At 70.7% G+C, this 26,167-nt stretch carries 30 protein-coding genes; 6 read left to right on the top strand and 24 right to left on the bottom strand.

Translation table 11 applies throughout. From position 1 onward, the window contains the following. Window positions 1–112 precede the first annotated feature (112 nt). The 8 genes from ACIPXC_RS11440 to ACIPXC_RS11475 form a co-directional block, all read right to left on the bottom strand. Window positions 113–769, bottom strand: coding sequence for a contact-dependent growth inhibition system immunity protein (locus tag ACIPXC_RS11440; RefSeq protein WP_401615836.1), 657 nt, complete (start codon window positions 767–769; stop codon window positions 113–115). A 12-nt stretch (window positions 770–781) separates the two neighbouring features. Then, a complete protein-coding gene (locus ACIPXC_RS11445) occupies window positions 782–1,081 on the bottom strand; it encodes an RNase A-like domain-containing protein (protein ID WP_030851862.1) in 300 nt (99 codons plus the stop codon). Window positions 1,082–1,093: 12 nt separating this feature from the next. After that, entirely contained in the window at window positions 1,094–1,663 is a 570-nt protein-coding gene (locus ACIPXC_RS11450; protein ID WP_401615838.1) for a hypothetical protein, read from the bottom strand. Beyond that, complete coding sequence (locus ACIPXC_RS11455) at window positions 1,663–3,486, bottom strand: RNase A-like domain-containing protein (RefSeq protein WP_401615840.1); 1,824 nt, start codon at window positions 3,484–3,486, stop codon at window positions 1,663–1,665. Before ACIPXC_RS11455 ends, ACIPXC_RS11450 begins: the two co-directional genes overlap by 1 nt. Next, the gene (locus tag ACIPXC_RS11460) at window positions 3,486–3,791 is read right to left on the bottom strand and encodes a WXG100 family type VII secretion target (RefSeq protein WP_037918679.1); all 306 of its coding nucleotides are present in this window, start codon (window positions 3,789–3,791) and stop codon (window positions 3,486–3,488) included. Before ACIPXC_RS11460 ends, ACIPXC_RS11455 begins: the two co-directional genes overlap by 1 nt. 23 nt (window positions 3,792–3,814) lie before the next feature. Then, window positions 3,815–4,204 (bottom strand): WXG100 family type VII secretion target, encoded by a 390-nt coding sequence (locus ACIPXC_RS11465; RefSeq protein WP_401615842.1) that lies wholly within the window; start codon window positions 4,202–4,204, stop codon window positions 3,815–3,817. A gap of 369 nt (window positions 4,205–4,573) precedes the next feature. Continuing rightward, window positions 4,574–5,149, bottom strand: a complete 576-nt coding sequence (locus tag ACIPXC_RS11470) for a hypothetical protein (protein WP_401615844.1) — start codon at window positions 5,147–5,149, stop codon at window positions 4,574–4,576. A 16-nt stretch (window positions 5,150–5,165) separates the two neighbouring features. Continuing rightward, window positions 5,166–5,771, bottom strand: a complete 606-nt coding sequence (locus ACIPXC_RS11475; RefSeq protein WP_401615846.1) for a hypothetical protein — start codon at window positions 5,769–5,771, stop codon at window positions 5,166–5,168. 44 nt (window positions 5,772–5,815) lie between these two features. On the opposite strand from ACIPXC_RS11475, the gene ACIPXC_RS11480 reads away from it, so the two are divergent. Then, entirely contained in the window at window positions 5,816–6,313 is a 498-nt protein-coding gene (locus ACIPXC_RS11480; protein WP_401615847.1) for a hypothetical protein, read from the top strand. Here the strand turns inward: ACIPXC_RS11480 and hemB are convergent. Both hemB and ACIPXC_RS11490 read right to left on the bottom strand, forming a co-directional pair. Beyond that, complete coding sequence (gene hemB / locus ACIPXC_RS11485; protein WP_401615848.1) at window positions 6,271–7,269, bottom strand: porphobilinogen synthase; 999 nt, start codon at window positions 7,267–7,269, stop codon at window positions 6,271–6,273. The genes ACIPXC_RS11480 and hemB overlap by 43 nt on opposite strands. Before the next feature lie 43 nt (window positions 7,270–7,312). After that, the gene (locus tag ACIPXC_RS11490; protein WP_401615850.1) at window positions 7,313–7,870 is read right to left on the bottom strand and encodes an ATP-binding protein; all 558 of its coding nucleotides are present in this window, start codon (window positions 7,868–7,870) and stop codon (window positions 7,313–7,315) included. Between the two features lie 25 nt (window positions 7,871–7,895). Between ACIPXC_RS11490 and ACIPXC_RS11495 the strand changes: the two genes are divergently transcribed. Continuing rightward, the gene (locus ACIPXC_RS11495) at window positions 7,896–8,720 is read left to right on the top strand and encodes a helix-turn-helix transcriptional regulator (RefSeq protein WP_401615852.1); all 825 of its coding nucleotides are present in this window, start codon (window positions 7,896–7,898) and stop codon (window positions 8,718–8,720) included. After that, window positions 8,717–8,914 carry a DUF397 domain-containing protein gene (locus tag ACIPXC_RS11500; RefSeq protein ID WP_401615853.1) on the top strand — a complete coding sequence of 66 codons (198 nt, stop codon included), beginning with the start codon at window positions 8,717–8,719 and terminating at the stop codon, window positions 8,912–8,914. Before ACIPXC_RS11495 ends, ACIPXC_RS11500 begins: the two co-directional genes overlap by 4 nt. Here the strand turns inward: ACIPXC_RS11500 and ACIPXC_RS11505 are convergent. The 6 genes from ACIPXC_RS11505 to ACIPXC_RS11530 form a co-directional block, all read right to left on the bottom strand. Further along, entirely contained in the window at window positions 8,911–9,465 is a 555-nt protein-coding gene (locus tag ACIPXC_RS11505; protein ID WP_401615855.1) for a DUF3592 domain-containing protein, read from the bottom strand. The two genes, ACIPXC_RS11500 and ACIPXC_RS11505, sit on opposite strands and share 4 nt — an antisense overlap. Before the next feature lie 249 nt (window positions 9,466–9,714). Further along, window positions 9,715–11,382 carry a uroporphyrinogen-III synthase gene (locus ACIPXC_RS11510; RefSeq protein WP_401615857.1) on the bottom strand — a complete coding sequence of 556 codons (1,668 nt, stop codon included), beginning with the start codon at window positions 11,380–11,382 and terminating at the stop codon, window positions 9,715–9,717. Beyond that, window positions 11,379–12,347, bottom strand: a complete 969-nt coding sequence (gene hemC, locus ACIPXC_RS11515; protein ID WP_401615858.1) for a hydroxymethylbilane synthase — start codon at window positions 12,345–12,347, stop codon at window positions 11,379–11,381. Before hemC ends, ACIPXC_RS11510 begins: the two co-directional genes overlap by 4 nt. Further along, window positions 12,344–14,077 carry a glutamyl-tRNA reductase gene (locus ACIPXC_RS11520; RefSeq protein ID WP_401615860.1) on the bottom strand — a complete coding sequence of 578 codons (1,734 nt, stop codon included), beginning with the start codon at window positions 14,075–14,077 and terminating at the stop codon, window positions 12,344–12,346. Before ACIPXC_RS11520 ends, hemC begins: the two co-directional genes overlap by 4 nt. After that, a complete protein-coding gene (locus ACIPXC_RS11525; protein ID WP_401615862.1) occupies window positions 14,074–14,883 on the bottom strand; it encodes a redox-sensing transcriptional repressor Rex in 810 nt (269 codons plus the stop codon). The genes ACIPXC_RS11520 and ACIPXC_RS11525 overlap by 4 nt, the downstream gene beginning before the upstream one ends. Window positions 14,884–15,155: 272 nt before the next feature. Next, the gene (locus ACIPXC_RS11530) at window positions 15,156–15,434 is read right to left on the bottom strand and encodes a glutaredoxin family protein (RefSeq protein WP_401615864.1); all 279 of its coding nucleotides are present in this window, start codon (window positions 15,432–15,434) and stop codon (window positions 15,156–15,158) included. Between the two features lie 153 nt (window positions 15,435–15,587). Between ACIPXC_RS11530 and ACIPXC_RS11535 the strand changes: the two genes are divergently transcribed. The 3 genes from ACIPXC_RS11535 (at window position 15,588) to ACIPXC_RS11545 (ending at window position 19,194) form a co-directional block, all read left to right on the top strand. After that, complete coding sequence (locus ACIPXC_RS11535) at window positions 15,588–16,562, top strand: HAD family hydrolase (RefSeq protein ID WP_401615866.1); 975 nt, start codon at window positions 15,588–15,590, stop codon at window positions 16,560–16,562. Between the two features lie 371 nt (window positions 16,563–16,933). Beyond that, the gene (locus ACIPXC_RS11540) at window positions 16,934–17,752 is read left to right on the top strand and encodes an ECF subfamily RNA polymerase sigma factor, BldN family (RefSeq protein ID WP_030833467.1); all 819 of its coding nucleotides are present in this window, start codon (window positions 16,934–16,936) and stop codon (window positions 17,750–17,752) included. Between the two features lie 236 nt (window positions 17,753–17,988). Then, window positions 17,989–19,194 (top strand): DUF5667 domain-containing protein, encoded by a 1,206-nt coding sequence (locus ACIPXC_RS11545; protein ID WP_401615868.1) that lies wholly within the window; start codon window positions 17,989–17,991, stop codon window positions 19,192–19,194. A gap of 60 nt (window positions 19,195–19,254) precedes the next feature. Here the strand turns inward: ACIPXC_RS11545 and ACIPXC_RS11550 are convergent, their stop codons facing one another. The 8 genes from ACIPXC_RS11550 to ACIPXC_RS11585 form a co-directional block, all read right to left on the bottom strand. After that, a complete protein-coding gene (locus ACIPXC_RS11550; protein WP_401615870.1) occupies window positions 19,255–20,244 on the bottom strand; it encodes a lysophospholipid acyltransferase family protein in 990 nt (329 codons plus the stop codon). Further along, a complete protein-coding gene (locus ACIPXC_RS11555) occupies window positions 20,244–21,320 on the bottom strand; it encodes an NAD-dependent epimerase/dehydratase family protein (RefSeq protein WP_401615872.1) in 1,077 nt (358 codons plus the stop codon). Before ACIPXC_RS11555 ends, ACIPXC_RS11550 begins: the two co-directional genes overlap by 1 nt. A gap of 95 nt (window positions 21,321–21,415) precedes the next feature. Beyond that, window positions 21,416–21,514: a 30S ribosomal protein bS22 gene (locus ACIPXC_RS11560; RefSeq protein WP_003948845.1), complete on the bottom strand. Its 99-nt coding sequence runs from the start codon at window positions 21,512–21,514 to the stop codon at window positions 21,416–21,418. Window positions 21,515–21,656: 142 nt separating this feature from the next. Further along, window positions 21,657–21,866 carry a helix-turn-helix domain-containing protein gene (locus ACIPXC_RS11565; protein WP_008738568.1) on the bottom strand — a complete coding sequence of 70 codons (210 nt, stop codon included), beginning with the start codon at window positions 21,864–21,866 and terminating at the stop codon, window positions 21,657–21,659. A 114-nt stretch (window positions 21,867–21,980) separates the two neighbouring features. Further along, window positions 21,981–22,811, bottom strand: a complete 831-nt coding sequence (locus ACIPXC_RS11570; protein WP_401615874.1) for a phosphatase — start codon at window positions 22,809–22,811, stop codon at window positions 21,981–21,983. A gap of 95 nt (window positions 22,812–22,906) precedes the next feature. After that, window positions 22,907–24,055 carry an acetoin utilization protein AcuC gene (locus ACIPXC_RS11575; protein ID WP_401615894.1) on the bottom strand — a complete coding sequence of 383 codons (1,149 nt, stop codon included), beginning with the start codon at window positions 24,053–24,055 and terminating at the stop codon, window positions 22,907–22,909. After that, window positions 24,027–25,268 (bottom strand): MFS transporter, encoded by a 1,242-nt coding sequence (locus ACIPXC_RS11580; protein ID WP_401615875.1) that lies wholly within the window; start codon window positions 25,266–25,268, stop codon window positions 24,027–24,029. The genes ACIPXC_RS11575 and ACIPXC_RS11580 overlap by 29 nt, the downstream gene beginning before the upstream one ends. Before the next feature lie 43 nt (window positions 25,269–25,311). Beyond that, window positions 25,312–25,965, bottom strand: coding sequence for an HAD family hydrolase (locus tag ACIPXC_RS11585; RefSeq protein WP_401615876.1), 654 nt, complete (start codon window positions 25,963–25,965; stop codon window positions 25,312–25,314). Between the last annotated feature and the right edge of the window lie 202 nt (window positions 25,966–26,167).

A 26,167-nucleotide genomic window follows, 5' to 3' on the forward strand; every position in this document is an offset into this window, starting at 1 on the left:
GAGCCAAAGCCCGGCCCCACCCCCAGGCGCGTCAGGGTCACAACCGGCGGCAGCCGACAGGGCGGGGGGCGCGAGGAGAGGCAGGGGCGTGGGGAAGCGCGTATGGGGCGGGTCAGCCGCCGGCCAGGCTGGTCGCCACCGCCTGGAACCACGCCCCGTAAGAGAACGGCTCGGGCGGGTTGACCTCCATGCCGAGTTCCGCTGCGGCCAGGGCGTATTCGCCCTCGTCCATCGGGAGGGCGATCAGCTCGTGGAGCTCGCCGACAAGCCGGGCCACGAGCTGCGGATCGGTGGTGGCGGCGTAGTCCGCGACCGCAGCCTTGTGGTCGGGGAACTCGTCGACGATGTCCTGCGAGAACCAGCCGCCCAGCAGCTGGGCGGTCTCCGGGAACCTCGCGTGCCACTCCCAGTGCGTCTGCGGGGTCATCGGCGGTGGCACCTCGCCGTCCTCGACGCTCTGCTTGAGGTGGTCGGCGAGCACGAGCAGCCAGTCGCCGATCGCGGCCTGCGGAATCCCGACGTCGGGGACTGCGTAGAACTCACCGAGGTCGATCCGCAGGCGCCCCGGAGGATTGCGGCTGTACTCACGCAGCTGGCGTTCCGCCTCCGCGATCGCCCAGGGGCGGGTGTGCCAGGTGTGGCGCAGATAGGCGTCCAACGCAGGGCTGCGACGCTCGGCCGTGTCCTCCCCCTGCCGGCCGAGGTAGGAGCGCATGACCTGATCGAGCTCGCCGTAGCGCCGGTCGTGTTCGAGGGGCTTCATGGGCACGGTCGGTTGCCTCTACAGGTAGAACGGGACGGTGGTCTGGACGACGAACCCGTACGGGCTGTCCGCCTCGCGGCGCAGGACGACGCGGGCGGCGCGGACGTCGACGGGCCCCTGCCCGGCGAGGAGCATCGCCTCCAACTGCACCCGGCCGACGGGCTCCTCGCGCGACGGCCAAGCGGCCTCGATGGTGAGCCGGGCCCGCGTTCCCTGGGCGAGCCAGCGGTGGATGACCTGCTCGTTGGCAGTCACCACCTGCTGGGTGGCCCACTGCGCGGTCTCCCGGTCGGGGTAGGTGGCGGATCGGGTCAGCATCGGATCATTGTCTCAATTCGCGTTGAACGACCAGAAGACACCGACCTCGTCCGCGGACACCGCGACCAGGCCGAGGTCCATCATGTAGCCGGTGAAGGGGTGGCCGCCTTCGAGCTCCCGTGCCAGGAAGTCGGGCGCGTCGCAGGTACGGGCCAGATCTGAAGACGTCCAGAACGCCGCATCCGGGCCGAAGCGGTCCAGCACGGTCCGGGCGTCCGCCAGCACCATGTCCCGGTCCTCCCGGAGGCAAACCGGGTTGCTCTCGAAAAACCACTCCTGCGCAAGCGAGGCGAGCAGCTCGACGGCGGAGCCGGCCGTGATCGGCCGAAGCCCGGCCCGCAATTCCTCGGCGGTGAGCGCATGGAACGGATAAAAGGGATAGCCGCTCTCCCGTCCCACCTTGTGCGTGTGCGTTTCCAGGACGGCCCACCCCCGTGGGTCGGCGACCGACCGCTCCATGACGGCGCAGACGTCCTCGGCCCAGTCCTCGTGCAACCGAGGCCCGCTCCAAGCGAAGGTGTAAACCTCCTCCAGGAGCCGTATCAGCGCTGCTTCCCAGGTGGTGCTGTCGCGGAGGTTCATCAGGGTCCCTGGGTAGGTCGAGGCGCGGGCATCGACGTGTAGATGATGTACGGGGGAACGAGGCTGGAATCGTACCTAAGGATGGTCTTGACCCATGTGACATCGACCGCCGGCGCATTGAGTCCGTGGTCCTTGTAACCCGTCCCGGGGATCTTGCCCGGAGTCCCGTCCTGGTTGTCCATGGGCTGCTTGGAAACGTACTTGCCGCTGACCTCACCGTTGGGCGTCTGGCTCACGAAGGCCTTGTTCGCGCGGTCAGGCGGGTTGGAGGCGAGCCAGGCGTCGATCTCGGACTGCTTCAGCCGGAGGTTCTGCTCGGTGAACCGCTGCGCGTCCGCGATCGTCTTGAAGGTTGACGAACCGCCGATGGTGGGCCTACTGCCCTCGGGCCACGAGTTGTGCGGGTTGGCCTGGTCACGCAGGCGCTGCGCGAGCTGCTCGTCGGTCTTGCCCACGTGCTTGTCCAGGGTATGACCGCCGCCGAGGTACTCGTTGGCCGCCAGGTCGAAAGCCACGTTGCCGTTCGAGCCTGGAACGGTCCACTGCTGCTCGTGCTTGAAGTCGTTGAGCGACCGGGAGCCGAAGCCGTGGGCGCGGGCGACACCGGCTTGGAAGGTCGGGGCACTCCGGTGCGCCTCGTTGAGTACGGTCTCCAGCGCTTCCATGCGTGTGGTGAGGCCGTCCACGATGCCGGTGTACTTGTCCACGATCCGGTTGAGCTTGGCCTTGTCCAGGTTCAGGACCGTGTTGACGTCAAACTTCAGCAGGAGCCCAATGGCGCCACCGGCCCCGCCGACCACGCTGGTGACCGCGCCCGCGATGGTCTTGAGACTGGGCTTCTCCTTGGCCTTCTCCAAGTCGTCGAGGATGCTCATGGCGGCCTTCTTCATGGCTCGCTTGAGCTCTTCGAAGACGTCGTGGTCAAGCTCGACAGCGGCTTCCGCGTACTCGCGCAGACAGTCGCTGATCTTGATCGCCACATCGGCCAGGACGGCCATCACCGGCTGACTGCCCGTGGCCACCCGTGCCCCGTGCGAGCCGGTGGTGTGCGCCCACTGGTAGCCGTGCCGGGAGGGCCCGGACTGACCCCAGTCCGTCGCACCCCACAGCGCACTGCAGAACGTCCGCATGGCGGCTTCCCAGTCGGCCCGGCCGTGGTTGGTGATGGTGCCGATGATGTTCGTCAGCTCGGCCGCCGTGTTGCCCGGGACGGTCGAGGCGTTCATCCAGCTGTGGCAGTGCGAGTTGAGGTAGTGCTGCTGCGGGTAGGGGTAGACGTCCGCCACTTTGCCGACACGGAAGATGTTCTTCGCGGCGGGCTGCAAGACATCCCGGACGATCTCCGGTATGCCCTCCATCGCACTGCGGATCAGGTCGTCTCCGCCGTCGTTGTCACCCCACTTGATGTCGGGGACGCTGGCGAATTTGGGGTCCTTGTCGATGACCGTGGGCAGCGGGCGCTGCTCTGCAGCCTTCCCGGGCTTGGGATGGGACGCCGCATCGGCCTTGGTGTAGGCGTTGGCGGTCTCCGTGAAGCCGACGGCGACACCGCCGATGCTGACCACGCTCTTGCCCAGCACCTCCAGCCAGCGGTTTCCTATCTTCTTGTAGGCCTGCGCGAACTTCTCGGCGCTGGTGCCCGCCCCACCGGCGTCCGGGTATTTCTGCAGCTCCTGCACGAGTGTGTTCCCACCTCGCATCATGGGGTCCTGCTGTCCGGCGACCCGGCCGGAGGCGGTCCACAGGCTCGACGGCTTGACGTCGATGTTGCCGCCTCCGGCAGGCGGCTGCGCCGGGCCGGGGCCCGGGGTGGGGCCGGCCATCAGGCTCCGCCTCCCCAGCCCTGGAGCACGGATTTGTTCGCCGCGGCGTAGTTGAGGTGTCCCGTGACCACGACCTCGTGGAGCCAGGCCTGCGCGGCTTTGAGGTCCTGGGCCGAGCGATCCCATTTGTCGAGCTCGTCGATGAAGGCCTGCCGGGCCTCGCCGTCCCAGCTCAGAACGGCCTTCTTGGTGCGCTCGTAAAGCAGGTCGAGCTTCTCGTTGAGGTTCTTGAGGATCTCCTCCAGGTCGCCGGAAAGGCGCTGCAGGGTGGCGAAATCGACGGTTATACGGTCGTCGTCCGACATGGTGGGACTGTTCCTCGCTGCTCTCAGATGTCCTGCAGACGGCTCTGCGGAGCCGCTGGAGCCTGGTCGGGCACGGTCAATTCCTCGGCAGACGCCGCCACGTCCTCCTGGCTCTGTACACGCTTGAACGCGGCCAAGATCTCCAGTTCCTGGGCTGTGAAGCCGTCACGAGCGGCCCGGGTGGCCTCTTCGAGGAGGGCGAGCACCTGCCGGATCCGCACGGCGTCCTCGGCCGCTCCCCGATGCAAGGAGCGGTAGGCCGTAGCGGTGGGACCCTGCCAGCCGGCCGCGATGCTGTCGACCACCCGGTCCATGTCGCGGATCTGCCGTTCCAGATGTCCTTGCATCTGGTCCAGGTCGTCAGCGAGCCGGGTGAGGCCGTTCTCCGAGACCCTGAGATCGCTGTCCTGCACGTCCACCCCTCGCCAGCACTGCCGTGCCGAATTCGTATGTACTGCCTATGAGGTTCGCATATTGTCGAACTGCACGCCTGAGTGCGCGTACCCAGGCGTGTCGGCCAGAGACGGCGTGAACCTCACAGGCCCACATGCGTACTTGACACGTCAAGGCCCGCAGGGTTCTTGCTGCAAGCCGGGGAGCTGCGTATGGCCGACCCGGTCTCACGGGACGCTGCGCTACTCAGGCTTCCGGCCGGCTCGCCCGCGCCTTCCGAACCGGCCGATGAATCAGCCTTCCGCCCGCCCGGTCTGCCCATGTCAGCTCAGATGAGAGGCAGACGCGGTCGTCGAGGAGCGCGTAGCGGCCGATTCACCGCCCCGCGCTCACAGCGCGTTGAACGACCAGAAGACACCGACCTCGTCCGCGGACACCACGATCAGGCCGAGGTCCATCATGTAGCCGGTGAAGGGGTGGCCGCTTCTGAGGTCCTGTGCCAGGAAGTCGGGCGCGTCGCTAGTACGGGCGAGGCGGGAAGAGGTCCAGAACGTCGCGTCCGGGCCGAAGCGGTCCAGCACGGTCCGGGCGTCCGCCAGCACCATGTCCCGGTCCTCCCGGAGGCAAACCGGGTTGCTCTCGAAAAACCACTCCTGCGCAAGCGAGGCGAGCAGCTCGACGGCGGAGCCGGCCGTGATCGGCCGAAGCCCGGCCCGCAATTCCTCGGCGGTGAGCGCATGGAACGGATAAAAGGGATAGCCGCTCTCCCGTCCCACCTTGTGCGTGTGCGTTTCCAGGACGGCCCACCCCCGTGGGTCGGCGACCGACCGCTCCATGACGGCGCAGACGTCCTCGGCCCAGTCCTCGTGCAACCGAGGCCCGCTCCAAGCGAAGGTGTAAACCTCCTCCAGGAGCCTCAGCAGGGCTGCTGCCCAGGTGGCGGCACCGGTGGATCGGGGGTACATGGATTCTCCTCTCGGCTCAGCAGTCGAAGGTCCAGAACAACCCGACCTCTGTGTCGGAGACGATGACCAAGCCGGCGTCCTCCCAACAAGAGGTCATCGGGGTGTAGCCCCAGTGGGACGCCCCGAAGTCCAGCGTGCGGCCCCTGCCTGCACCGACAGTGACGTTGGTGTGGCACGTGAACGTGTCCCCGTAGCGGGCAAGGACGGTGCGGGCCATGTTCTGCAGCTCGTCGAAGCTCTCGGTGAACCGTTCGAGGTTCCGCAGGGTGCAGCCGCCGTCGGTGAGCGCGAGGAGGAGGTTCTCGGCACTCGCACGGTCGATCTCGTGCAACCGTTCCCCGATGTCGGCCGGGGTGAGCGGGCGGGACGGCTCGTCCCCGACGAACGGACGGCAGAACGGGAAGTCCGGGTGCTCCTGAGAGCGCTCGCTCGCGGTGTCGTCGAGCCCCGCCCAGCCACGCGGGTCGGGAACGGCGCGCGCCATGACGGCGAGCACGTCCGCCCGCCAGTCCTCGTGCGCGCGCGGGCCGGTGGCAATGAACGAGTACGCGTCCTCGTACAGGTGCCGGATCGCCCCTTCCCAGGGCGCCTGGTCGGCAACGGACAGGTGTTCAGCCTGCATGTAGAACCTCTCGGTATCGACGTGCCAAGTGCGCACGTATGCCTATGAGGTTCACAGACCGCACAGCCGCGCACCTGAGTACGCGCACTCATGTTCAGTGTCCCGTCGCGGAGTTCACTGGAGCCACGGCCCCGACCCCGGGCGCCGGCGCCGACCGGCATCCGCGTGCGTTCGTCGCGCCGCTCGTCTCCACCCTGCTGACGCTGCCGATGGCAGCCGTCGCGTTCTTCTTCGTCGGGCTGGCTCCGGTGGCCTGCGACTCCTGCGGGGGTGCGGTGAGCGACCGGTTCGACGACTCCTACCACCTCGCCTTCCCCGTCTTCGGGATCGGCATGGCGGTGGTCCTGGTCCTGCTGCTCTGCGCGCGGGCGCTGCCCTGGCGGCGGGGCAATGCCGCCGCCAGGGTGTGGCCGGCCGTGATCGCCCCGGCCGCCGTCGTCCTCGACTTCATCGTCTTCCACGGCCTCGTTGACTGGCCGTGGGACGGATCAGGCCCCGATCAGGCGTTGCGCAGCCAGCCCGCGACCTCGGTCGCCCAGTAGGTGAGGATCGTGTCCGCGCCCGCGCGCTTGATGCCGAGCAGGGTCTCCAGGATGGCCCGGTCCCGCTCGATCCAGCCCTTCTCCGCGGCCGCCTCGATCATCGCGAACTCGCCGCTGATCTGGTACGCCGCGACCGGTACGTCCACGGCCTCCGCGACCCGGTACAGGATGTCGAGGTAGGGGCCGGCCGGCTTGACCATGACCATGTCCGCGCCCTCCTCCAGGTCGAGCGCGAGCTCCCGCAGGGACTCGCGGGCGTTGGCCGGGTCCTGCTGGTACGTCTTGCGGTCGCCCTGGAGGGAGGAGGCGACGGCCTCGCGGAACGGGCCGTAGAAGGCGGAGGAGTACTTCGCCGTGTAGGCGAGGATCGAGACGTCCTCGTGCCCGGTCTCGTCGAGGGCGTCGCGGATGACCCCGACCTGCCCGTCCATCATGCCGCTGGGGCCGACCACGTGGACGCCCGCGTCCGCCTGGACCTGCGCCATCTCGGCGTAGCGTTCCAGCGTCGCGTCGTTGTCGACGCGGCCGTGCTCGTCCAGGACGCCGCAGTGCCCGTGGTCGGTGTACTCGTCCAGGCACAGGTCCGACATGATCACCAGGTCGTCGCCGACCTCGGCCTTCACGTCGCGGATGGCGACCTGCAGGATGCCGTCCGGCTCGGTGCCGGCCGTGCCGAGGGCGTCCTTGTTCTCGTCGGCCGGAACGCCGAAAAGCATGATGCCCGCGACCCCCGCCTCGACCGCTTCCACGGCCGCCTTCCGCAGGGTGTCCCGGGTGTGCTGGACCACGCCCGGCATGGCGGAGATGGCGAGCGGCTCGCTGATGCCCTCGCGCACGAACGCCGGGAGGATCAGGTCAGAGGGGTGCAGCCGGTTCTCCGCGACCATCCGCCGCATCGCCGGGGTGGTGCGCAGCCGACGGGGCCGTGCGCCGGGGAAGGATCCGTACGTGCTCATGTTCCAGTCGCCTCTTCGAGCATCGACAGCAGTCGCAACAAGCCTAGAGCCCGTGCGGCGGCCCTCCCGCCCCGACCGCCCTGCCCTCACCTTCCTCCCCGCCCGCGCCGCCCTCCCCGACCGCGAACTCGCACCACACCACCTTGCCGGGCACCCGCGGCAGGGTCCCCCACCGGTCCGCGACCGCCGCCACCAGCAGCAGTCCGCGCCCGCCCTCGGCCCCTGGGTCCCGGTCCGCTACGCGCGGCCGGCCGCCGCCGCTGTCGTGCACCTCGACCCGTACGGTCCCCTCGTACCGCACCATCCGCAGCCGGTAGCCGCGGCCGGGCGGGACGCCGTGCAGCAGGGCGTTGGTCGCCAGCTCGCTCACGCAGAGCAACACGTCGTCGTGGCGGCATGTGACACCCCACGCGTGCAATGTTTCTGCCGCGAACTCCCTGGCCGGACGCACGGTTTGGCGACTGCGGGGATAGAACCGCTCGCGCAGCAGGGCCGGTTGGATTTCCACGTTCACGCGCCGATCGTCGCCGTGTGTGACTAGCGTGAGCAAGACGAGTAACCCGTACTCCTTGATGAGTACGGGTTGGTAGCTGCATCCCACTGGTGCTTATGGGGAGATCACCGGTATGCCACCACGTAAGAAATCCCGGCTGAACCAGTCAGTGCTGAAGATGGTCGGCGCGCAGGTCGCCGCCGCCCGAGCCGCCGTGGGGATGACCCAACGTGCCCTCGCCGAAGCTGTGCACATCGACGTGGAGACCGTGGCCTCCATCGAGCAGGGCCGACGCGCCTTGATGCCGAACGTTGCCGAGAGGATGGACCGGATCCTCGGCCTGCCGGGCCTGCTGACGGTAGCTGCGAACGAGATGCCGGTGGTCGATGTGATTCCCCCATGGGCAGAGGAGTACTTCGCCAACGAAGCCGAGGCGATCGCTCTGTCCTGGTACGACGCCATACTCGTGCCCGGGCTGCTCCAAACTGAGGAATACGCCCGCGCGGTGTTCCGCTGCCGCGTCCCCTATATGGGCGACGAGAAGATCGAACTCCAGACGGCGCGCCGCATCAAGCGTCAGGACATCCTGCACCGTGAAATCCCGCCCACTCTCGGTTTCATCGTCGCGGAATCAGCGCTGCGCGATCGTCTCGGCGGTGACGACGTCCGACGGGAGCAGCTGCGCCACCTGCGCGATTGCGCCCAACGTCCAGCGATCTCCCTCCAAGTCCTCCCCCTTGGACTCACCGCTCACGCAGGTCTCACAGGTTCGTTCATCCTGTTGGAGACGCCCGATCACCATCGTCTCGCGTATTCCGAAAACCAGCGCGTCAGCATCGCCGTACACAGCCCCAGTGAGGTGAGCATCCTGGCCCAGAAGTACGCAATGCTGCGATCCCAGGCCCTCAATGTCGCGGACACACAAACCCTGTTGGACCAGCTACTGGGAGAGTCATGAGCAGCTCGTCAAAGTGGTTCAAGTCCAGTTACAGCACTGATGAAGGCGACGCCTGCGTCGAAGTCGCCACCTGCACCTGCACCTGCGCCGCCGCACAGGTGCACGTCCGGGACTCCAAGGTCACCGACGGGCCCGTCCTCACCCTCGCCCCCGCCGCCTGGGCGGGTCTCACCCGCTGGGTCACCGGCTCCTAGGGCTCCAGCGAGGGGAAACCGTCCTGGTCCAGCTCCGGGGCGCCACCCCGGGGGACCGACGGGAAGGGGGCCGGCTCCTGGTGCTTCGACGGGGAGCCGGTCCGGGTCGGCTCGCGGAGCTGCGTCTCGTACACCACCATGAACACGGCGCACGCCGCGGCGATCAGGCCGAGGAAGGCAAGGACGCAGCCCGCCTCCACGCGGCCTCGCGTGTGGCTCGGCGGAAGTGCGGTGGCCCGGTCGGGGTGGCCGGCGGGGTGGCGGACGGTCACGGTGTCGCCAGGCACGACCGTCGGGGAACCGCCCGTCTCCTCGAACCGTACGAGGCGGCCATCGGGGCCGGGGAACTCGTACACGTGGCGTCGTGACGTGTGGCTGCCCGCCCCCTGGCGCCGACGGGTGACGACGTACGCCCCCACGCAGCGCCCGGGGACGGTGATCCCGGCGTTCCAGGCGGCCTGGAGGCGGCGCAGCCGGATCACGGTCCCGGCCCCCGCGGCGAGGCAGAAGAGGATGATCAGTGCGGGTATGAGAAGCGGCAGTCGGTCCATGGGCCCCCCGAGCGTGCGTAGGTGTGTGTGTACGTTCCACGAAGATCACCATTCAAGCGGCCGGGGCAGGTACGGACCAGCGAATATGCCGTGCCGCCCGTCGCAGGGCAGGCGCCGGTGCGGTGAGCGCCGGCCCCTCCCCCCTCCCCGCGATGCGGCAGGAACGGACGAAGGGGCCCGGGCGCGGCAATCCTCCGCACCCGGGCCCCTCACCCGTTCCGTCAGGCCGTCTCCGGCCGGCTAAGCCGCTCACGTCGTACGACGCCTGCGCGCTCCCGGGCGGCGTTCGCTCGGCCGGAACACCGCCTCGCCGGCCTCCTTGGCCGCCTCGCGGCGTGCCGCACCGTACTCGGCGAGGGCCTCCGCGAGCTTCGACACCGACGGCTCCGGGGAGAGCACGTCGACCCGCAGGCCGTGCTCCTCCGCGGTCTTGGCCGTCGCCGGGCCGATACAGGCGATGACGGTCACGTTGTGCGGCTTGCCCGCGATCCCGACGAGGTTGCGGACGGTCGAGGAGGACGTGAAGAGAACGGCGTCGAAGCCGCCGCCCTTGATCGCCTCGCGGGTGTCCGCCGGCGGCGGCGACGCGCGCACGGTCCGGTAGGCGGTGACGTCGTCGACCTCCCACCCGAGCTCGATCAGTCCGGCGACCAGCGTCTCCGTGGCGATGTCGGCGCGCGGCAGGAAGACGCGGTCGATCGGGTCGAAGACCGGGTCGTACGGCGGCCAGTCCTCCAGCAGCCCGGCCGCGGACTGCTCCCCGCTCGGCACGAGGTCCGGCTTCACGCCGAACTCCACCAGCGAGGCCGCGGTCTGCTCGCCCACCGCGGCGACCTTGATGCCCGCGAAGGCGCGCGCGTCGAGCCCGTACTCCTCGAACTTCTCGCGGACGGCCTTGACGGCGTTGACCGAGGTGAAGGCGATCCACTCGTAGCGGCCCGTCACCAGGCCCTTGACCGCGCGCTCCATCTGCTGCGGGGTGCGCGGCGGCTCCACCGCGATCGTCGGCACCTCGTGCGGCACCGCGCCGTAGGAACGCAGCTGGTCGGAGAGCGAGGCGGCCTGTTCCTTCGTCCGCGGTACGAGGACCCGCCAGCCGAACAGCGGCTTCGACTCGAACCAGGACAGGTCCTCGCGGCGCGCGGCGGCGCCGTGCTCGCCCACCACGCATATGACGGGGCGGGAGCCCTCGGGCGAGGGCAGGACCTTGCCCTGCTTGAACACCTGGGCGATCGTGCCCAGGGTCGCCGACCAGGTCCGCTGACGCGTGGTCGTGCCGGACACCGTCACGGTCAGCGGGGTGTCGGGCTTGCGCCCGGCGCTCACCAGCTCGGCGGCGGCGGCCGAGGCCGTCTCCAGCGTCGCGGAGACGACGAGGATCCCGTCGCTCGTCCCGGCCTCGCTCCAGCAGCGCGCCGACGCGGTCTTCGCGTCGACGAACCGCACGTCCGCGCCCTGCTTGTCGCGCAGCGGGACACCGGCGTACGCGGGCACGCCGACGGCGGTCGCGACGCCGGGCACCACCTCGAAGGGGATCCCCTCGGTCGCGCACGCGAGCATCTCGTCGGCGGCGTTGCCGTCGAGTCCGGGGTCGCCCGTGACGGCACGCACGACCCGCCTGCCGGAGCGCGCGGCCTCCATGACAAGATTGGCGGCGTCCCGGATCACCGGGACCCCGGCGGCTGCTGACACCTCGTCAGCTACGGTCAGCTGCGGCGTGTCTACACCCGCGCGCGCATGCGTCCGTACGACTTCGAGCACCTCGGGTTCCGCGATCAGTACGTCGGCGGCGGCGAGCGCCTCGACGGCGCGCAGCGTGAGCAGACCCGGGTCACCCGGGCCGGCGCCGAGGAAGGTGACGCGTCCGTGGGCGGCGACGGCCGGATACGCGGAGGTGGTCGGAATTGAGGGGTTCAAAGGGATCGCTCCCCCATCAGACCGGCCGCGCCCTTGGCCAGCATCTCGTCCGCGAGTTCGCGGCCGAGCGCCATGGCCTCGTCGTACGACTGGGGCACGGGACCGGTGGTGGACAGCTGCACCAGCGTCGAGCCGTCGAGGGTTCCGACGACGCCGCGCAGGCGCATTTCATTGACAATCCGTCCGTCGGCCAGCAGGTCGGCGAACGCGCCCACGGGTGCGCTGCAGCCGGCCTCCAGGGCGGCGAGCAGAGAACGCTCCGCGGTCACGGCGGCCCGGGTGTGCGGGTCGTCGAGCCTGCCGAGCGCGGCGATGAGGTCCGTGGAGGACGCGGGGCACTCCACGGCCAGGGCTCCCTGGCCGGGGGCGGGGAGGATGCTGTCGACGGACAGCAGTTCGGTGGCCTCGTCGCCGCGGCCGATCCGGTTCAGGCCGGCGGCCGCGAGGACGACGGCGTCGAGCTCGCCGTCGCGCACGAAGCCGATGCGGGTGTCGACGTTGCCGCGGATGGGCACCGTCTCGATCCGCTTGCCGAGCGAGCGCGCGAGGTGGTTGAGCTGGGCGGTGCGGCGGGGCGAGCCGGTGCCGATGCGGGCGCCGTCGGGCAGCTGCTCGAAGGTCAGGCCGTCGCGGGCGACGAGCGCGTCGCGGGCGTCCTCGCGCCGCGGCATGGCCGCGATGACGAGGTCGTCGGGCTGCGTGGTCGGCAGGTCCTTCAGCGAGTGCACCGCGAAGTCGACCTCGCCGCGCAGCAGTGCGTCACGCAGGGCGGTGACGAACACGCCGGTCCCGCCGATCTGGGCGAGGTGCTCGCGCGAGACGTCGCCGTACGTCGTGATCTCCACGAGTTCGACGGGCCGGCCGGTGAGCGCCCGGACCGCGTCGGCGACGTGCCCCGACTGGGACATGGCCAGCTTGCTCCGCCGCGTACCGAGCCGCAGCGGCTGGTCGGGACGTGTGTTCATGATGCCCGTCCTGGGTCGTCGTCGTTCTTCGGATCGGCCGCGTCCGCCCGGCTGACGGAAGCAACCGTCTGAGGGTCGAGGTCGAAGAGTTCACGCAGTGCGTCGGCGTACCCGGCGCCGCCGGGCTCGCTCGCGAGCTGCTTGACGCGCACGGTCGGCGCGTGGAGGAGCTTGTCCACGACGCGGCGCACGGTCTGGGTGACTTCGGCGCGCTGTCGCTCGTCGAGGTCGGGGAGCCGCCCGTCGAGGCGGGCCACTTCCATGGCCACGACCTCGGCCGCCATGGCCCGCAGGGCCACGACGGTGGGCGTGATGTGGGCGGCCCGCTGGGCCGCGCCGAAGGCGGCGACCTCCTGGGCGACGATCCCGCGTACGGCGTCGACGTCGGCCGCCATCGGGGCGTCGGCAGACGCCTCGGCGAGCGATTCGATGTCCACGAGCCGGACGCCGGGGATCCGGTGCACGGCCGCGTCGATGTCCCTGGGCATGGCCAGGTCGAGCAGCGCGAGCCGGACGTCGGTGGCATGGGCCTGCGGACGGGCGCTGCGGCGGGGCTGCCGCTGTGCGGCGGCCTCGCCCTGGTCGGCCCAGGTCCCGTGCAGTTCGAGGGAGCCGGCGTCGACGCCGGTCAGCGCGGAGCGTCCGTCGAGCCCGACGGGGCAGCCGTCGGCCTCGGTGTCCGCGGGCGCGCTGATGGTCCGCGCGGCTCCGGCGTCGGCGAGCCGGGCGCCGGCCTCCGCGGCGGCGACCAGCCGGGCGAGCACACGGCCGTCCGGCCCGGCCACGTCCAGCCCCGCCTGCTGTTGGGGCGCGGGGATCCGGGGGCGGAGCCCCTGGTGGGCCTGGGGCGCAGCCCCGGTCGCTCCCTGCTCCGCCGGGGCGAGCCCAGCGGCGCCGAAGGACACGGCGGCCAGCACGTCGTCGGCGGTCAGTACGAGCCCGGTGGCGCCGGTGCAGGACACGACCACGTCGACTCGTGTCAGCTCGTCGGCGACCTCGGCCATCGGGATGGCCGAGGCCCGCACTCCCGTGCCTGAGGCAACCAGAATCTCCGCCAGTCGCTCCGCCCGCTCGGCGGTACGGTTCGCCACGGCGATCTCGGCGATGCCGACCCGGGCGAGGGTGGCCGCGGCCAGCGAGGACATCGATCCGGCGCCGATCACCAGGGCCCGCTTGCCGGACGCCCACTCGGCGACCGGCGTGCACACCGCGAGCTGCTCCAGCCCGAAGGTCACCAGCGACTGGCCGGCGCGGTCGATCCCGGTCTCCGAGTGCGCGCGCTTGCCGACCCGCAGCGCCTGCTGGAACAGGTCGTTGAGCAGTCGGCCGGCGGAGTGCTGCTCCTGGCCCAGCGCGAGGGCGTCCTTGATCTGGCCGAGGATCTGCCCCTCGCCGACGACCATGGAGTCCAGTCCGCACGCCACCGAGAACAGGTGGTGCACCGCCCGGTCCTCGTAGTGCACGTACAGGTACGGGGTGAGCTCCTCCAGCGCGACTCCGCTGTGCTGGGCGAGCAGCGTGGACAGCTCGGCGACGCCGGCGTGGAACTTGTCCACGTCCGCGTACAGCTCGATGCGGTTGCACGTGGCGAGCACGGCCGCCTCCGTCGCCGGTTCGGCGGCGAGGGTGTCGTGCAGCAGCTTGGTCTTGGCGTCGGCCGACAGCGAGGCGCGCTCCAGCACGCTCACGGGTGCGCTGCGGTGGCTCAGCCCGACGACGAGCAGGCTCATGCCGGCATCACCGCCGGGACGTCGCCCTCGGGGCCGCCCTTGCGCGCTTCGGCGGTGGTGCGTCCGGCCGGCGGCACGACGGCCGCGGCGGGTGCGGCGCCGCCCACGGCGGAGCCGGGCTCGGCGGCGGACGCGGCGGCCTCCTCGCCGGCCTTGCGCTGCTCGTGGAAGGCGAGGATCTGGAGCTCGATGGAGAGGTCGACCTTGCGCACGTCCACGCCGTCGGGCACGGACAGCACGGTCGGCGCGAAGTTCAGGATGGAGGTGACCCCGGCCGCGATCAGCCGCTCGCTGACCTGCTGGGCGGCGCCGGCGGGCGTCGCGATGACGCCGATCGAGACGCCGTTCTCCTCGATGATCTTTTCGAGGTCGTCGGTGTGCTGGACGGCCATGCCGGCGACCGGCTTGCCGGCCATCGCCGGGTCGGCGTCGATCAGCGCGGCCACGCGGAACCCGCGCGCGGAGAATCCGCCGTAGTTGGCGAGTGCGGCGCCGAGGTTACCGATGCCGACGATCACTACCGGCCAGTCCTGGGTCAGGCCGAGCTCACGGGAGATCTGGTAGACGAGGTACTCGACGTCGTAGCCGACGCCGCGGGTGCCGTAGGAACCCAGGTAGGAGAAGTCCTTGCGCAGCTTGGCGGAGTTGACTCCGGCGGCGGCCGCGAGCTCCTCGGAGGACACCGTGGGGACCGATCGCTCGGAGAGCGCGGTCAGGGCACGCAAGTACAGCGGAAGCCGGGCGACAGTGGCCTCGGGAATACCTCGGCTGCGGGTCGCCGGTCGGTGAGTTCGGCCAGTTGCCACGATGCTCCTGCGGGATGAGCGGGGCTGCAGGCGGCCTCGTGTCCCAGGACCGCCCCGTCGACAGCAGGCTATGCCTTTGTGAACGCGTGCACAAAGATTGTGTCCGCTTTGTCCGACCAAAGTGACCGGGGTCACGCGACATCGGCACGCAATCCCGGAACCGACGGCACGCCGAACCCGTTCAAATACCAAAGGGGGCAAAACCGTGCACACTCCTCACAGATACGCCCCCAGACCCCACAAATCGCCCATGATGGTAACCGGGAAGAGGGTCAGGCCCCCAACGCCCGCCGGAGCCGGTCCGGGTTCACCCTCCAGAAGGTGTGCTGTTCGCCGTCAACCAGGACCACCGGAATCTGCTCCCAGTGCAGCCGGTAGAGCTCCGCATCCTGTGAAATGTCCCTCTTCTCCCATTGCGCCCCGGTTTCGGCGCAGACCTTCGCGACGACCTGCTCGGCTTCGTCACACAGGTGGCACCCCGGCTTCCCGATGAGCGTCACCAGGCGCTCGCCGGGACTCTTCTTCTCTTTACGGCGCAACAAAGGGCTCATGCCCTCATTCTCCCGCGCCCCCGCCGCCCGCCCGTTCCGCCCGCCCCTTCCGCCCGTCCGCCCGTCCGCCCGCCCGCCCGCCGACGCGAAGAGTTAACGCCTCCGTTTCCCATCGGTTCGGGAACTCCCGAACACAGTGGCTATGCTCGCGTCATGGCCGCTCCCGGATGGCTCACCCCTCGCAGGCGCTCCGCCACCGCACGTAGCGTGCTGGCCGGGGAGGCCTCGGCCGAAGCCGCCCGCAAGACCGCACTGACCGGGCCCGAAGAGGCCGAGACCGACGAAGCCGACGCCGAGCTCCTCGAAGCCGCGGAACCGGTCGGAGGTCCCGCGGAGCCGGTCTTCCCGGTCGCCGGCGACGACCTCGCCGCCGCCTTCTTCGACCTCGACAACACCGTCATGCAGGGCGCCGCGATCTTCCACTTCGGCCGCGGCCTCTACAAGCGCGAGTTCTTCCGGCGCCGCGAACTCGCCCGCTTCGCCTGGCAGCAGGCCTGGTTCCGGCTCGCCGGCGTCGAGGACCCCGAGCACATGCAGGACGCCCGCGACAGCGCCCTGTCCATCGTCAAGGGCCACAAGGTCTCCGAACTCATGACCATCGGCGAGGAGATCTACGACGAGTACATGGCCGAGCGGATCTGGCCGGGCACCCGCGCCCTGGCCCAGGCCCACCTCGACGCCGGACAGAAGGTGTGGCTGGTCACCGCTGCACCCGTGGAGACCGCCACCATCATCGCCCGCAGGCTGGGCCTCACCGGCGCCCTGGGCACCGTCGCCGAATCCGTCGACGGCGTCTACACCGGCCGCCTGGTCGGCGAGCCGCTGCACGGCCCCGCCAAGGCCGAGGCGGTGCGCGCCCTGGCCGCCGCCGAGGGCCTCGAACTCGAACGCTGCGCCGCCTACAGCGATTCGCACAACGACATCCCGATGCTGTCGCTGGTCGGACATCCGTACGCGATCAATCCCGACACAAAACTGCGCAAGCATGCCCGGATCAACGACTGGCGGCTGCGCGACTATCGGACCGGCCGCAAGGCTGTGAAGGTGGGCGTCCCGGCAGCCGCCGGAGTCGGCGCGATCGCGGGCGGCGCGGCCGCCGCCATCGCCCTGCACCGGCGCCGCAAGTAGCGGCTCCGGACCCAGGCCCAGGCCACACCGCGCCCGCGACCGCCCTCGCCACCGTCCGCCCCGGCCACGGACATTCGCTCACCCCTACCCGCGCCCCGGGCGCGGCACTCCGTACTGCCCGACTCGGTCGCGCACCCCCTTGGAAGCGTCCATTCCGCGCACCCAAGCGATCAAGAAACGATCATCAACTGCGACCGAATATGCCCTCGACACGCAACAGAAGTGTCGGAACCGGTGATTTGCGCAACTGGGTGTAGCGCTGCCTGTACGAAGCGTTATTCTCCTCAGACGCATGCCACCGGTCACCTGTCGCCACGACGGGTGAACGGCCCCGCACTGCACGTGATGGAAGCTCTGCCTCTGGGAGTCCCGTGTACCCACCTGTCGGGGTTGACGCCTCGGGCCTGGCTCAGCTGCGCGCGACGGTCCTCGACCACCTGCGCGGCTTCGTCCCCACCGCGTACACCGCCCCCGCCTTCGCCGCCGCGGTTCCTGCCGGCCTCGGCCCGGCCGGTCCCTGCTACGCCCTGACCGACGGCGGGGCGACCGTGGGCAGACGAGGCCGCTCGGCCGCCGGGGGCTCGAACGGCGCGGCCGGCACGAGCACCCAGGCCGCCCCCCGCCGCCCCCTGGCGGACAGCGACCAGGCCCGCATGATGGACCTGGTCGAGCGCGCCCAGGCCGGAGAGGCCGAGGCCTTCGGCCGCCTGTACGACCAGTACAGCGACACGGTCTACCGCTACATCTACTACCGCGTCGGCGGCAAGGCGACCGCGGAGGATCTCACCAGCGAGACCTTCCTGCGCGCCCTGCGCCGCATCTCCACCTTCACCTGGCAGGGCCGCGACTTCGGCGCCTGGCTCGTGACGATCGCCCGCAACCTGGTGGCGGACCACTTCAAGTCCAGCCGCTTCAGGCTGGAGGTCACCACCGGGGAGATGCTCGACGCCAACGAGGTGGAGCGCAGCCCCGAGGACTCCGTCCTGGAGTCCCTTTCCAACGCGGCCCTGCTGGAGGCCGTACGGAAACTGAATCCGCAGCAGCAGGAGTGCGTGACCCTGCGCTTCCTGCAGGGCCTCTCGGTCGCCGAGACGGCCCGGGTGATGGGGAAGAACGAGGGCGCCATCAAGACGCTCCAGTACCGGGCGGTCCGCACCCTGGCCCGCCTCCTCCCCGAAGACGCCCGCTGACGGACTCGTCCAGACAACCTCCCCGACCTCACATTCGGTGACCCCTCGATGACGCTGTGGTCCGATCATCCTTCGTCCGTAACCCAACTGCCGCGACGCTCGTTGTGCGGAATGCAGGCTCCCTGTGGACACGCCCTGCCCGAAGCCGCTCACTCGAAAGTGTGGACGTGCTCAAGGAAGGCAACCTTCCGGACACCTTGGGGAGTCGATCGTCATGACGAGAGGAGGTGCCGCCAGTGATCGCGAACGTGACCCCGCACCGGCGGGCGAACGCCTTCGCCCAGGCCCTGGAGGATCGGAGCCCATCCGACCTTTCGGAACCGGACCCGGCGGCCGAGCAGTCCGAGGCACCTGCCGAATCTGCTGACCACGACCGGTTGTTGGCCCTGGCGAGCGTGCTCGGCGAACGGATGCCGCGCCCAGCGCTGGACCCCGAGGTCAAAGTGGTGCAGCGAGCCCAGCTCGTTGCCGCCATGGAGGCCATGGTGCTGGAGGAGAGGGCCGGGGGCGGTGCCGCCTCGGACCCTCAGGTGCCCGAGCAGCGGACCGGCCGCGGCGCCCACCGGGCGACCTCGCTCCGGAAATTGCGGCCCCGCTCCCGCTGGTCCAAGGGCATCGCAGCGGGCGGCCTCACCGTGGGTGTGGCCGCAGGGGCCTTCAGCGGAGTGGCCGCTGCCAGTTCCGACGCCCTGCCCGGTGACCACCTCTACCCCGTGAAGCGGGGCATGGAGGACCTCAAGCTGGGCATGGCCGACGACGACGCGGAGCGCGGCGAGCTCTACCTCGACCGGGCCTCCAACCGTCTGTCGGAAGCCCGTCGGCTCATGGAGCGCGGCCGGACCGGCACCCTGGACCACGAGTCCCTGGGCGCGATCCGCCGGGCGCTCTCCGGCGTCAAGCACGACGCGGAGGAGGGCCACCGCCTGCTCCAGGCCGCGTACGACCGGGACGGATCCCTCGGCCCGATCCAGACGCTGTCGTCGTTCTCCCGCTCCCACCGCGACACCTGGGGCAAGCTGCGCGAGAAGCTCCCCGTGCAGCTCACCGACGTCGGCGGCGAAGTGGACTCGGTCTTCCAGGCCATAGACGAAGACGTGGCGCCGCTCCAGAGCCTGCTCCCCAAGCCACCCGAGCAGACCCGCGGCAGCGGCTCGTCGGGCTCCCCCGCCAAGCCGGACGCGTCCAGCGGCGCCAAGCACTCCGCCCCCGCCGACGGCACGCCGTCCGGCAGCAGCCCCGCGCCGTCCCCCTCGGGCAGCACCCGGCCGCCGGCCGACGGCGGCCTCCTCGGCGGCACGGGCGATCTGCTCAACCCGCCCACGGGCCAGTCGGCGCAGCCCCCGGCGGGCACCTCGGGGAGCCCGAAGCCGGAGATCACCCTCCCGCCCCTGCTCCCCGGTCTCCTCCCGGGCCTGGGCCTCAGCGCAGAGGACGCGGAATAACAGAAGGCGCAAGCGGTGGTGGGCCGGGAGGTGCTCCGGCCCACCACCGTCGAAGCGCGTTCAGAAGAAGACGGATCTCCGCTGCACCAGCAGCTTGTAGAGCGTGTGCTGGATCTGCTCCCGTACCTGGTCCGTCAGGTTGAACATCAGCATGGGGTCCTCCGCCGCCTCCGCGGCGTACCCGTCGGTCGGGATCGGCTCACCGAACTGGATCGTCCACTTCGTCGGGAGCGGCACCGCCCCCAGCGGCCCCAGCCACGGGAACGTGGGTGTGATCGGGAAGTACGGGACACCCAGCAGCCGCGCCAGCGTCTTCGCGTTCCCGACCATGGGGTAGATCTCCTCCGCCCCGACGATCGAGCAGGGCACGATCGGCGTGCCCGCCCTCAGCGCCGTCGACACGAACCCGCCCCGCCCGAAACGCTGGAGCTTGTACCGGTCCCCGAACGGCTTCCCTATCCCCTTGAAGCCCTCCGGCATGACACCGACCAGTTCCCCGGCCTCCAGCAGCCGCTGCGCGTCCTCCGCGCACGCCAGCGTGTGCCCCGCCTTGCGGGCGAGTTCGTTCACCACCGGCAGCATGAAGACCAGGTCCGCCGCCAGCAGCCGCAGGTGACGCTCCGCCGGGTGGTGGTCGTGCACGGCCACCTGCAGCATCAGCCCGTCCAGCGGCAGCGTCCCGGAGTGGTTCGCCACGATCAGCGCACCGCCCTGCGCGGGGATGTTCTCGATGCCCTTGACCTCGACCCGGAAGTACTTGTCGTACAGCGGCCGCATCAGGGACATCAGGACCTGGTCCGTCAGCTCCTTGTCGTAGCCGAAGTCGTCGACCTCGTACTCCCCGGTGATCCGCCGGCGCAGGAACGCCAGCCCCCCGGCGATCCGCCGGTCCCAGCCGTCGCCGCGCCCCGCGGGCGCGTCCGCCGGCTCGGGCGCAGGAGCGGCCTGCTCCGGCTCCACAGGCTCGGGCGCCGGCACGGCCCGCACCCGGCGGGGCATCCGCCGGCGCGACCGGTCCTCGTCGAACGGGATGACCTTGGCGTCCGCCACTATCGCTGCGCTCCTTCAACCGTGTCGACGGCGTCCCGCAGGCCGTCCGCGTCCAGCATGGCCGCCACCCGGTCCACGGCCCGTCCGACCCGCTCGGGCGGCAGCAGTCCGCTGCCGCGGCTCCGCGCGAAGTCCGCGAAGGTCTCGGTGGTCGTGTAGAGCGGCTCAAAACCGAGGACCTCGCGCATCTGCGTGGTCTCCACGACCCGGCCGTGCGTGAGCAGCCTCATCTGCTCGGGCGAGAAGTCGGTGGCCCCGACCGCCCGCAGCGCGGACCCCGCCCAGGTGAGCGCGGGCAGCAGCAGCGGCAGCGTGGGCCGTCCCAGCCGCCGCGAGCACTGCGACAGCAGCAGTACGCCGTCACCCGCGATGTTGAAGGTCCCGCTGTTCAGCGTCCCGCGCCGGGGTTCCTGCGCGGCCAGCCGCAGCACCTCCAGCACGTCGTCCTCGTGCACGAACTGCAGCCGCGGGTCGTAGCCCAGGACGGTCGGCATGACCGGCATCGAGAAGTACTCGGCCAGCGCCGAGTCGGCGAAGGGCCCCAGGATGTTCGCGAACCGCAGCACGCACACCGCGACGTCCGGCCGCCGACGCGCGAAGCCCCGTACGTAGCCCTCGACCTCCGCGGCGTCCTTGGCGAAGCCGCCCGACGGCAGCGACTTCGGCGGCGTGGTCTCCGTGAAGACGGCCGGATCCCGCGGCGTGCCCCCGTACACGCTGGTACTGGACTTCACCACGAGCCGACGCACCGTCGGGGACTTCTGGCAGGCCCCGAGGAGCTGCATCGTCCCGATGACGTTGGTCTCCTTGACGGCGCTGTACGCGCCGCCCCCGACGGGCCGGCCTCCCGTGACCGCCAGATGGACCACCGTGTCCACGGCGTGCTCGGCCAGGACCCTGGCGATCGACGACTGCCTGATGTCCGTACGGACGAACTCCGCCGACCCCAGCCGGTGCGGCGGCGTCGCGGCGTCCACCGCGATCACCCGCTCGACCTCCGGGTCGCGCTGGATCCGGCGCACGAAGCGGCCGCCCAGCTGCCGGGCAGCCCCGGTGACGAGCACGACCTTCCCCACGAGCTCAGCGCCTCCCTCGAAGAAGTACCCGGCTGCACCGCAGCCCCTCCACCAAGGATGGTGGAGGGGCTGCGGAGAACACGTACAGCTGCCGTTTACTTCTTGTTACGGCGCTGGACGCGGGTGCGCTTGAGCAGCTTGCGGTGCTTCTTCTTGGCCATCCGCTTGCGCCGCTTCTTGATAACAGAGCCCACGACTACCCTCGCTCACTTCTCTTCACTGGTGCGGGGCGTCTGGGCCCACACGACCTACGTCGGCCTAGCCTACCCGCCCGAGCTCCGAGCCCGTAATCCGAGTGCTTCCCAGGGGTCACGAAGGAGTCAGGGTCCGTCCGTCTCAGGCCGACTCCACCCCCACATAGGACTCTCGGAGGTACTCGTGAACCGCGTTCTCGGGGACCCGGAAGGACCGGCCCACCCGGATCGCGGGCAGATGACCGTTGTGCACCAGCCGGTACACGGTCATCTTCGACACTCGCATCACCGAGGCGACCTCCGCCACGGTCAGGAACTGAACCTCACTGAGAGGCCTCTCGCCAGCAGCCATGACACACCTTGACCTTCCGCGCATGACGGGCACCGGCTTCCCCTCCGGTTACTCCTCGTCGTCGCACGCTCACTCCCCAGAGTAGGGGCGCGTGATACGAGTGGGGAAGAGGAGCTACGGCCACTCCTGTCGCCCCGTCAGACTCGCCCGGCCCAGCACGTACCGAGCAAGCGGATGGTAGTAGTCCGATCGCACCGCGTCATCAAGCGGAACGGCCACCGACACCCGCCCCTCCGCCTCCCCCACGAACAGCGCCGGATCATCGGTGTCAGCCAGTCCGATCGCCTCCACGCCGAGCTGACCTGCACCGCAGACCCATCCGTGGTCCCCCACCACCAGGTCCGGCAGCGGCCCGCCGGCCTCCGCCAGGGCCGCCAGAGCCACCCGAACCGGCAGGGGTGAATGACTGTGCACGCCGGTCGCACTCCCCGGCGCCCGCACGCCGGGCTCCCGCACCAGTGCGACCCCCCGTACGTAGGCGATGCAGTGCGTGCGTACGCCGAACCGGGTCGCCATGTCGACACATGCCCCCTGCGCCGGGGTGAGGACAACACATCCCGCCGCCGACATCGCCTCGGCCAAACCGGCGTAGAAGCCCAGGAGCCGGTGCGGATGCCCCGTCCCGAACAGCACGTGCGACCCCGCCCTCGCCGCCTCGCCGAGCCGGCCCGCGAACGCCTCCAACGCGGCCACCGTCCGCTCCGGATCGATCACGTCCGGCCCGCTGACGTGCGAAGGGTCCGCCGAGACACCGCACTTGTCCGCCATCAGCCTCAGCAGGTCACCCTCGCCCCAGCCCCACTCGGGATCCAGCCCCAGCAGCACCCGCGGATCCCGCGCCGCGAACAGCCGGTAGCTGCGCAGGCTCTCCTCCCGGGAAGTGGCGACGGGCCCGGCCAACCGGGCGGCCAGCAGATGCGCACGTAACGCGCCGGTGCTCAACACCCTCCGATGCTCCCCCCACCCCACCTGTCGGGTCATCAATTCCGGCGAACAGCCCCACAGTTGGCGTAACGATGCATCAACGTCCGCACCGGCACTCAGGTCAGCATGCCGCGCAACGGGAAGACCGCCCTCCGGGTGGCGAGAACGGCCTGATCCGTCCGGTCCGCCGGGTCGTAGCCCGCCTCCCAGTCCCGCCACGACGGGCTCCGCCCGTCCGTCATCCGCCCCGGCGCCAACTGCCGCGTCCGCGCGTACACCTCGTCGCGCCACGAAGCCGGGACCGCCGTCTGCGGATCCACCGGCCGGTGCGCGGCGATCGCCACCAGATGCGTCCACGACCGCGGCACGACGTCCACCACCGCGTACCCGCCGCCGCCCAGCGCCAGCCACCGCCCGTCCGCGTGCTCGTGCGCCAGCTCGTGACAGGCCTCCTGCACGGCCCGCTGGGCGTCCAGGGACACCGCCAGGTGCGCGAGGGGGTCCTCGAAATGCGTGTCGGCCCCGTGCTGGGTCACCAGCACCTGCGGCCGGAAGTCCGCCAGCAGCTCCGGTACCGTCGCGTGGAACGCCCGCAGCCACCCCTCGTCCCCGGTGCCGGCCGGCAGCGCCACGTTCACCGCCGACCCCTCCGCCGCCGGGCCCCCGGTCTCCTCCGGCCAGCCGGTCTGCGGGAACAGCGTCCGCGGATGCTCGTGCAGCGAGATCGTCAGCACCCGCGGGTCGTCCCAGAAGGCGGCCTGCACACCGTCCCCGTGGTGGACGTCCACGTCCACGTACGCGACCCGTTCCGCACCCAGCTCCAGCAGCCGGGCGATGGCCAGCGACGCGTCGTTGTACACGCAGAAACCGGCCGCGCCGCCCGGCATGGCGTGGTGCAGCCCCCCGGCGAAGTTCACGGCGTGCCCGGCCTCCCCGCGCCAGACCGCCTCCGCACCCGCCACGGACTGCCCGGCGATCAGCGCGGACGCCTCGTGCATCCCGCGGAAGGCCGGATCGTCCACCGTGCCCAGCCCGTACGACCCGTCGGCGGCACCCGGGTCGGCCGACACCCGGCGCACCGCGGCGACGTAGTCCTCCCGGTGGACGAGCCTCAGCGTCGAGTCCCCGGCCGGCCGGGCCGCCCGCACCTCCATCTCCCGGTCCAGCCCGAAGGCGCGCACCAGGCCCATGGTCAACGCCAGGCGCACCGGGTCCATCGGATGGCCCGGTCCGAAGTCATACCCCGCTACCGCCTCGTCCCACATCAACAGCCCGGTCACCGGCTCGCCGCTCATGGTCGACACCGTATCGGGCCTCCCGCGGCCCGAACGAGCGGGCATGGAACAGCGTGATCAGGACCAGGAGCATCGGCACCAGCATCGCGCCCCGGTAGGTCCAGGCGTCGCCGATCGCGCCGACGAGCGGCGCCCCGATGAGGAATCCCACGTAGTTGAAGATGTTCAGCCGCGCCACCGCCGTGTCGGACGCCCCGGGGAACAGCCGCCCCGCAGCCGCGAAGGTCTGCGGCACGATCACGCACAGCCCGACCCCCAGCAGCGTGAAGCCGAGCATCCCCGCCCCCACCCCCGGCGCGGCCGCCACCACGGCGAACCCCGCCGCGGCGAGCAGGGTCCCGCAGCGCACCACGGCCACGGCCCCGAACCGCCTCACCCCCAGGTCCCCCACAGCCCGCCCCACGAGGGTCGTCACCATGTAGACGTTGTAGGGGACGGTAGCCGTCTGCTCCGAGCTCCCCAGCACGTCCTGGAGGTACTTGGCACTCCAGTTCGCGACGGTCGAGTCCCCGATGTACGCGCACGCCATCACCAGGCAGAGCGGCAGCAGCAGCCGGAACCCACCGGCCCCCAGCCCCTTCTCCGGCGCACCCGCCGGCCCCTTGCGGTCCGCCCCGTCCGTCCGGTCGACGTAGTACCGGCTGCCGAGCAGCACGAGCGGCGCCAGCACGGCCACGGCCGGCAGGTAGCTGACGAACAGCCCCAGGCGCGCGTGCGCCCCGTACCAGGCCGCCGACGCCCCCAGGATCCCGCCCAGGCTGTACGCGGCGTGGAAGCCCAGCATGATGCTGCGCCCGTACGCCCGCTGCAGGCTGACCCCGAGCATGTTCATCGAGGCGTCCAGCGCACCCACCGACAGCCCGAACGCCCCCAGGGCCACCGCCACGTGCCACAGCTTCTCCCCGGCGCCCACCCCCAGCAGGGACAGCAGGACCAGCGGCTGGGCCCACCGCAGGACGACGCCGGGCGCGACCCGCTTGACCAGGTGCTCGGTACCGACACTGGCCACACCCGCGAGGACCGGGACCGCGGCGAGGAAGACGGGCAGCAGTCCGTCGGATATCCCGTACCGGTCCTGGATGGCCGGGATCCGGGTGACGAGCAGGGCGAAGGTGACGCCCTGCACGAAGAAGCTGAACCCCAGGGCGCCGCGGCCGCGCCGCAGCCGCACATCATCCGTCATGGCGGGTCAGCGTAGGCCCCGGAGCTACCCGTGGGTAGAGAGATCACACGGGCAGTTGCAGGATCAGCGGGAGCTGCATCATGTCGCCGAAGTAGCCGGTGGCTCCGGGGAGCCGGTCCGCGGGCAGCAGCGCGGTGTATCCGTACACGTCCATCCCGGCGGCCGCGGCGGCCTCGATCCCGCGGGGGCTGTCCTCGATGACGACGCACCGCGCCGGCTCGACGCCCATCTGCCGTGCGGCGTGCAGGTAGAGGTCGGGTGCCGGCTTGCCCTGGCCCACGTCCTCCGCGCTGAAGATCCACTCCTCTTCGAACCACCCGTCGAGGCCGGCCACCCGGTGCGCCACGCGGATCCGCTCGTGACTGCCGGAGGAGGCCAGGCAGTAGCCGATCCCGTGGGCGGTCAGCGCCCCGAGGACCGCCTCCACTCCGGGAACGGGCTTCAGCTCCTGCTCGAACGCGGCGCAGGTCCGCGCGTGCAGCGTCTCGTCGAAGTCGGCGGGCAGCCGCTCCCCGGTCCGCTCCTGGACCAGGTCGTGCACCCGGTGCACGGCGGCGCCCATGTAGTCGCGGACCGACTCCTCGTAGGTGGTCGGATGCCCCAGCTCGGTCAGGTACGCGGCGAGGACGCTGTTGGCGAGCGGCTCGCTGTCCACCAGCACACCGTCGTTGTCGAAGATGACAAGGTCGTAGCCCATACCTCCACATTACGGAGGAATCGGATGCCGGACGGGTTCCGCCGTGCCCACCCCGGCGCAGGGTCACCCGACCGGCCCGTGAACGCAGAAAAGCCCCGCACCATGACGGTGCGGGGCTTTCCCACAATGATTGTTCGGCGGCGTCCTACTCTCCCACAGGGTCCCCCCTGCAGTACCATCGGCGCTGAAAGGCTTAGCTTCC

It is taken from the genome of Streptomyces sp. NPDC090021 (assembly GCF_044748225.1).
Taxonomy (GTDB): domain Bacteria; phylum Actinomycetota; class Actinomycetes; order Streptomycetales; family Streptomycetaceae; genus Streptomyces.

What these genes read in the sequence shown, in the direction of transcription:
- ACIPXC_RS11445 (WP_030851862.1), bottom strand. Translation starts at nt 1,081, where the DNA reads ATGCTGACCCGATCCGCCACCTACCCCGACCGGGAGACCGCGCAGTGG.
- ACIPXC_RS11450 (WP_401615838.1), bottom strand. Translation starts at nt 1,663, where the DNA reads ATGAACCTCCGCGACAGCACCACCTGGGAAGCAGCGCTGATACGGCTC.
- ACIPXC_RS11455 (WP_401615840.1), bottom strand. Translation starts at nt 3,486, where the DNA reads ATGGCCGGCCCCACCCCGGGCCCCGGCCCGGCGCAGCCGCCTGCCGGA.
- ACIPXC_RS11460 (WP_037918679.1), bottom strand. Translation starts at nt 3,791, where the DNA reads ATGTCGGACGACGACCGTATAACCGTCGATTTCGCCACCCTGCAGCGC.
- ACIPXC_RS11470 (WP_401615844.1), bottom strand. Translation starts at nt 5,149, where the DNA reads ATGTACCCCCGATCCACCGGTGCCGCCACCTGGGCAGCAGCCCTGCTG.
- ACIPXC_RS11475 (WP_401615846.1), bottom strand. Translation starts at nt 5,771, where the DNA reads ATGCAGGCTGAACACCTGTCCGTTGCCGACCAGGCGCCCTGGGAAGGG.
- ACIPXC_RS11480 (WP_401615847.1), top strand. Translation starts at nt 5,816, where the DNA reads ATGAGGTTCACAGACCGCACAGCCGCGCACCTGAGTACGCGCACTCAT.
- hemB (WP_401615848.1), bottom strand. Translation starts at nt 7,269, where the DNA reads ATGAGCACGTACGGATCCTTCCCCGGCGCACGGCCCCGTCGGCTGCGC.
- ACIPXC_RS11495 (WP_401615852.1), top strand. Translation starts at nt 7,896, where the DNA reads ATGCCACCACGTAAGAAATCCCGGCTGAACCAGTCAGTGCTGAAGATG.
- ACIPXC_RS11500 (WP_401615853.1), top strand. Translation starts at nt 8,717, where the DNA reads ATGAGCAGCTCGTCAAAGTGGTTCAAGTCCAGTTACAGCACTGATGAA.
- ACIPXC_RS11505 (WP_401615855.1), bottom strand. Translation starts at nt 9,465, where the DNA reads ATGGACCGACTGCCGCTTCTCATACCCGCACTGATCATCCTCTTCTGC.
- hemC (WP_401615858.1), bottom strand. Translation starts at nt 12,347, where the DNA reads ATGAACACACGTCCCGACCAGCCGCTGCGGCTCGGTACGCGGCGGAGC.
- ACIPXC_RS11520 (WP_401615860.1), bottom strand. Translation starts at nt 14,077, where the DNA reads ATGAGCCTGCTCGTCGTCGGGCTGAGCCACCGCAGCGCACCCGTGAGC.
- ACIPXC_RS11530 (WP_401615864.1), bottom strand. Translation starts at nt 15,434, where the DNA reads ATGAGCCCTTTGTTGCGCCGTAAAGAGAAGAAGAGTCCCGGCGAGCGC.
- ACIPXC_RS11535 (WP_401615866.1), top strand. Translation starts at nt 15,588, where the DNA reads ATGGCCGCTCCCGGATGGCTCACCCCTCGCAGGCGCTCCGCCACCGCA.
- ACIPXC_RS11565 (WP_008738568.1), bottom strand. Translation starts at nt 21,866, where the DNA reads ATGGCTGCTGGCGAGAGGCCTCTCAGTGAGGTTCAGTTCCTGACCGTG.
- ACIPXC_RS11575 (WP_401615894.1), bottom strand. Translation starts at nt 24,055, where the DNA reads ATGTGGGACGAGGCGGTAGCGGGGTATGACTTCGGACCGGGCCATCCG.
- ACIPXC_RS11580 (WP_401615875.1), bottom strand. Translation starts at nt 25,268, where the DNA reads ATGACGGATGATGTGCGGCTGCGGCGCGGCCGCGGCGCCCTGGGGTTC.
- ACIPXC_RS11585 (WP_401615876.1), bottom strand. Translation starts at nt 25,965, where the DNA reads ATGGGCTACGACCTTGTCATCTTCGACAACGACGGTGTGCTGGTGGAC.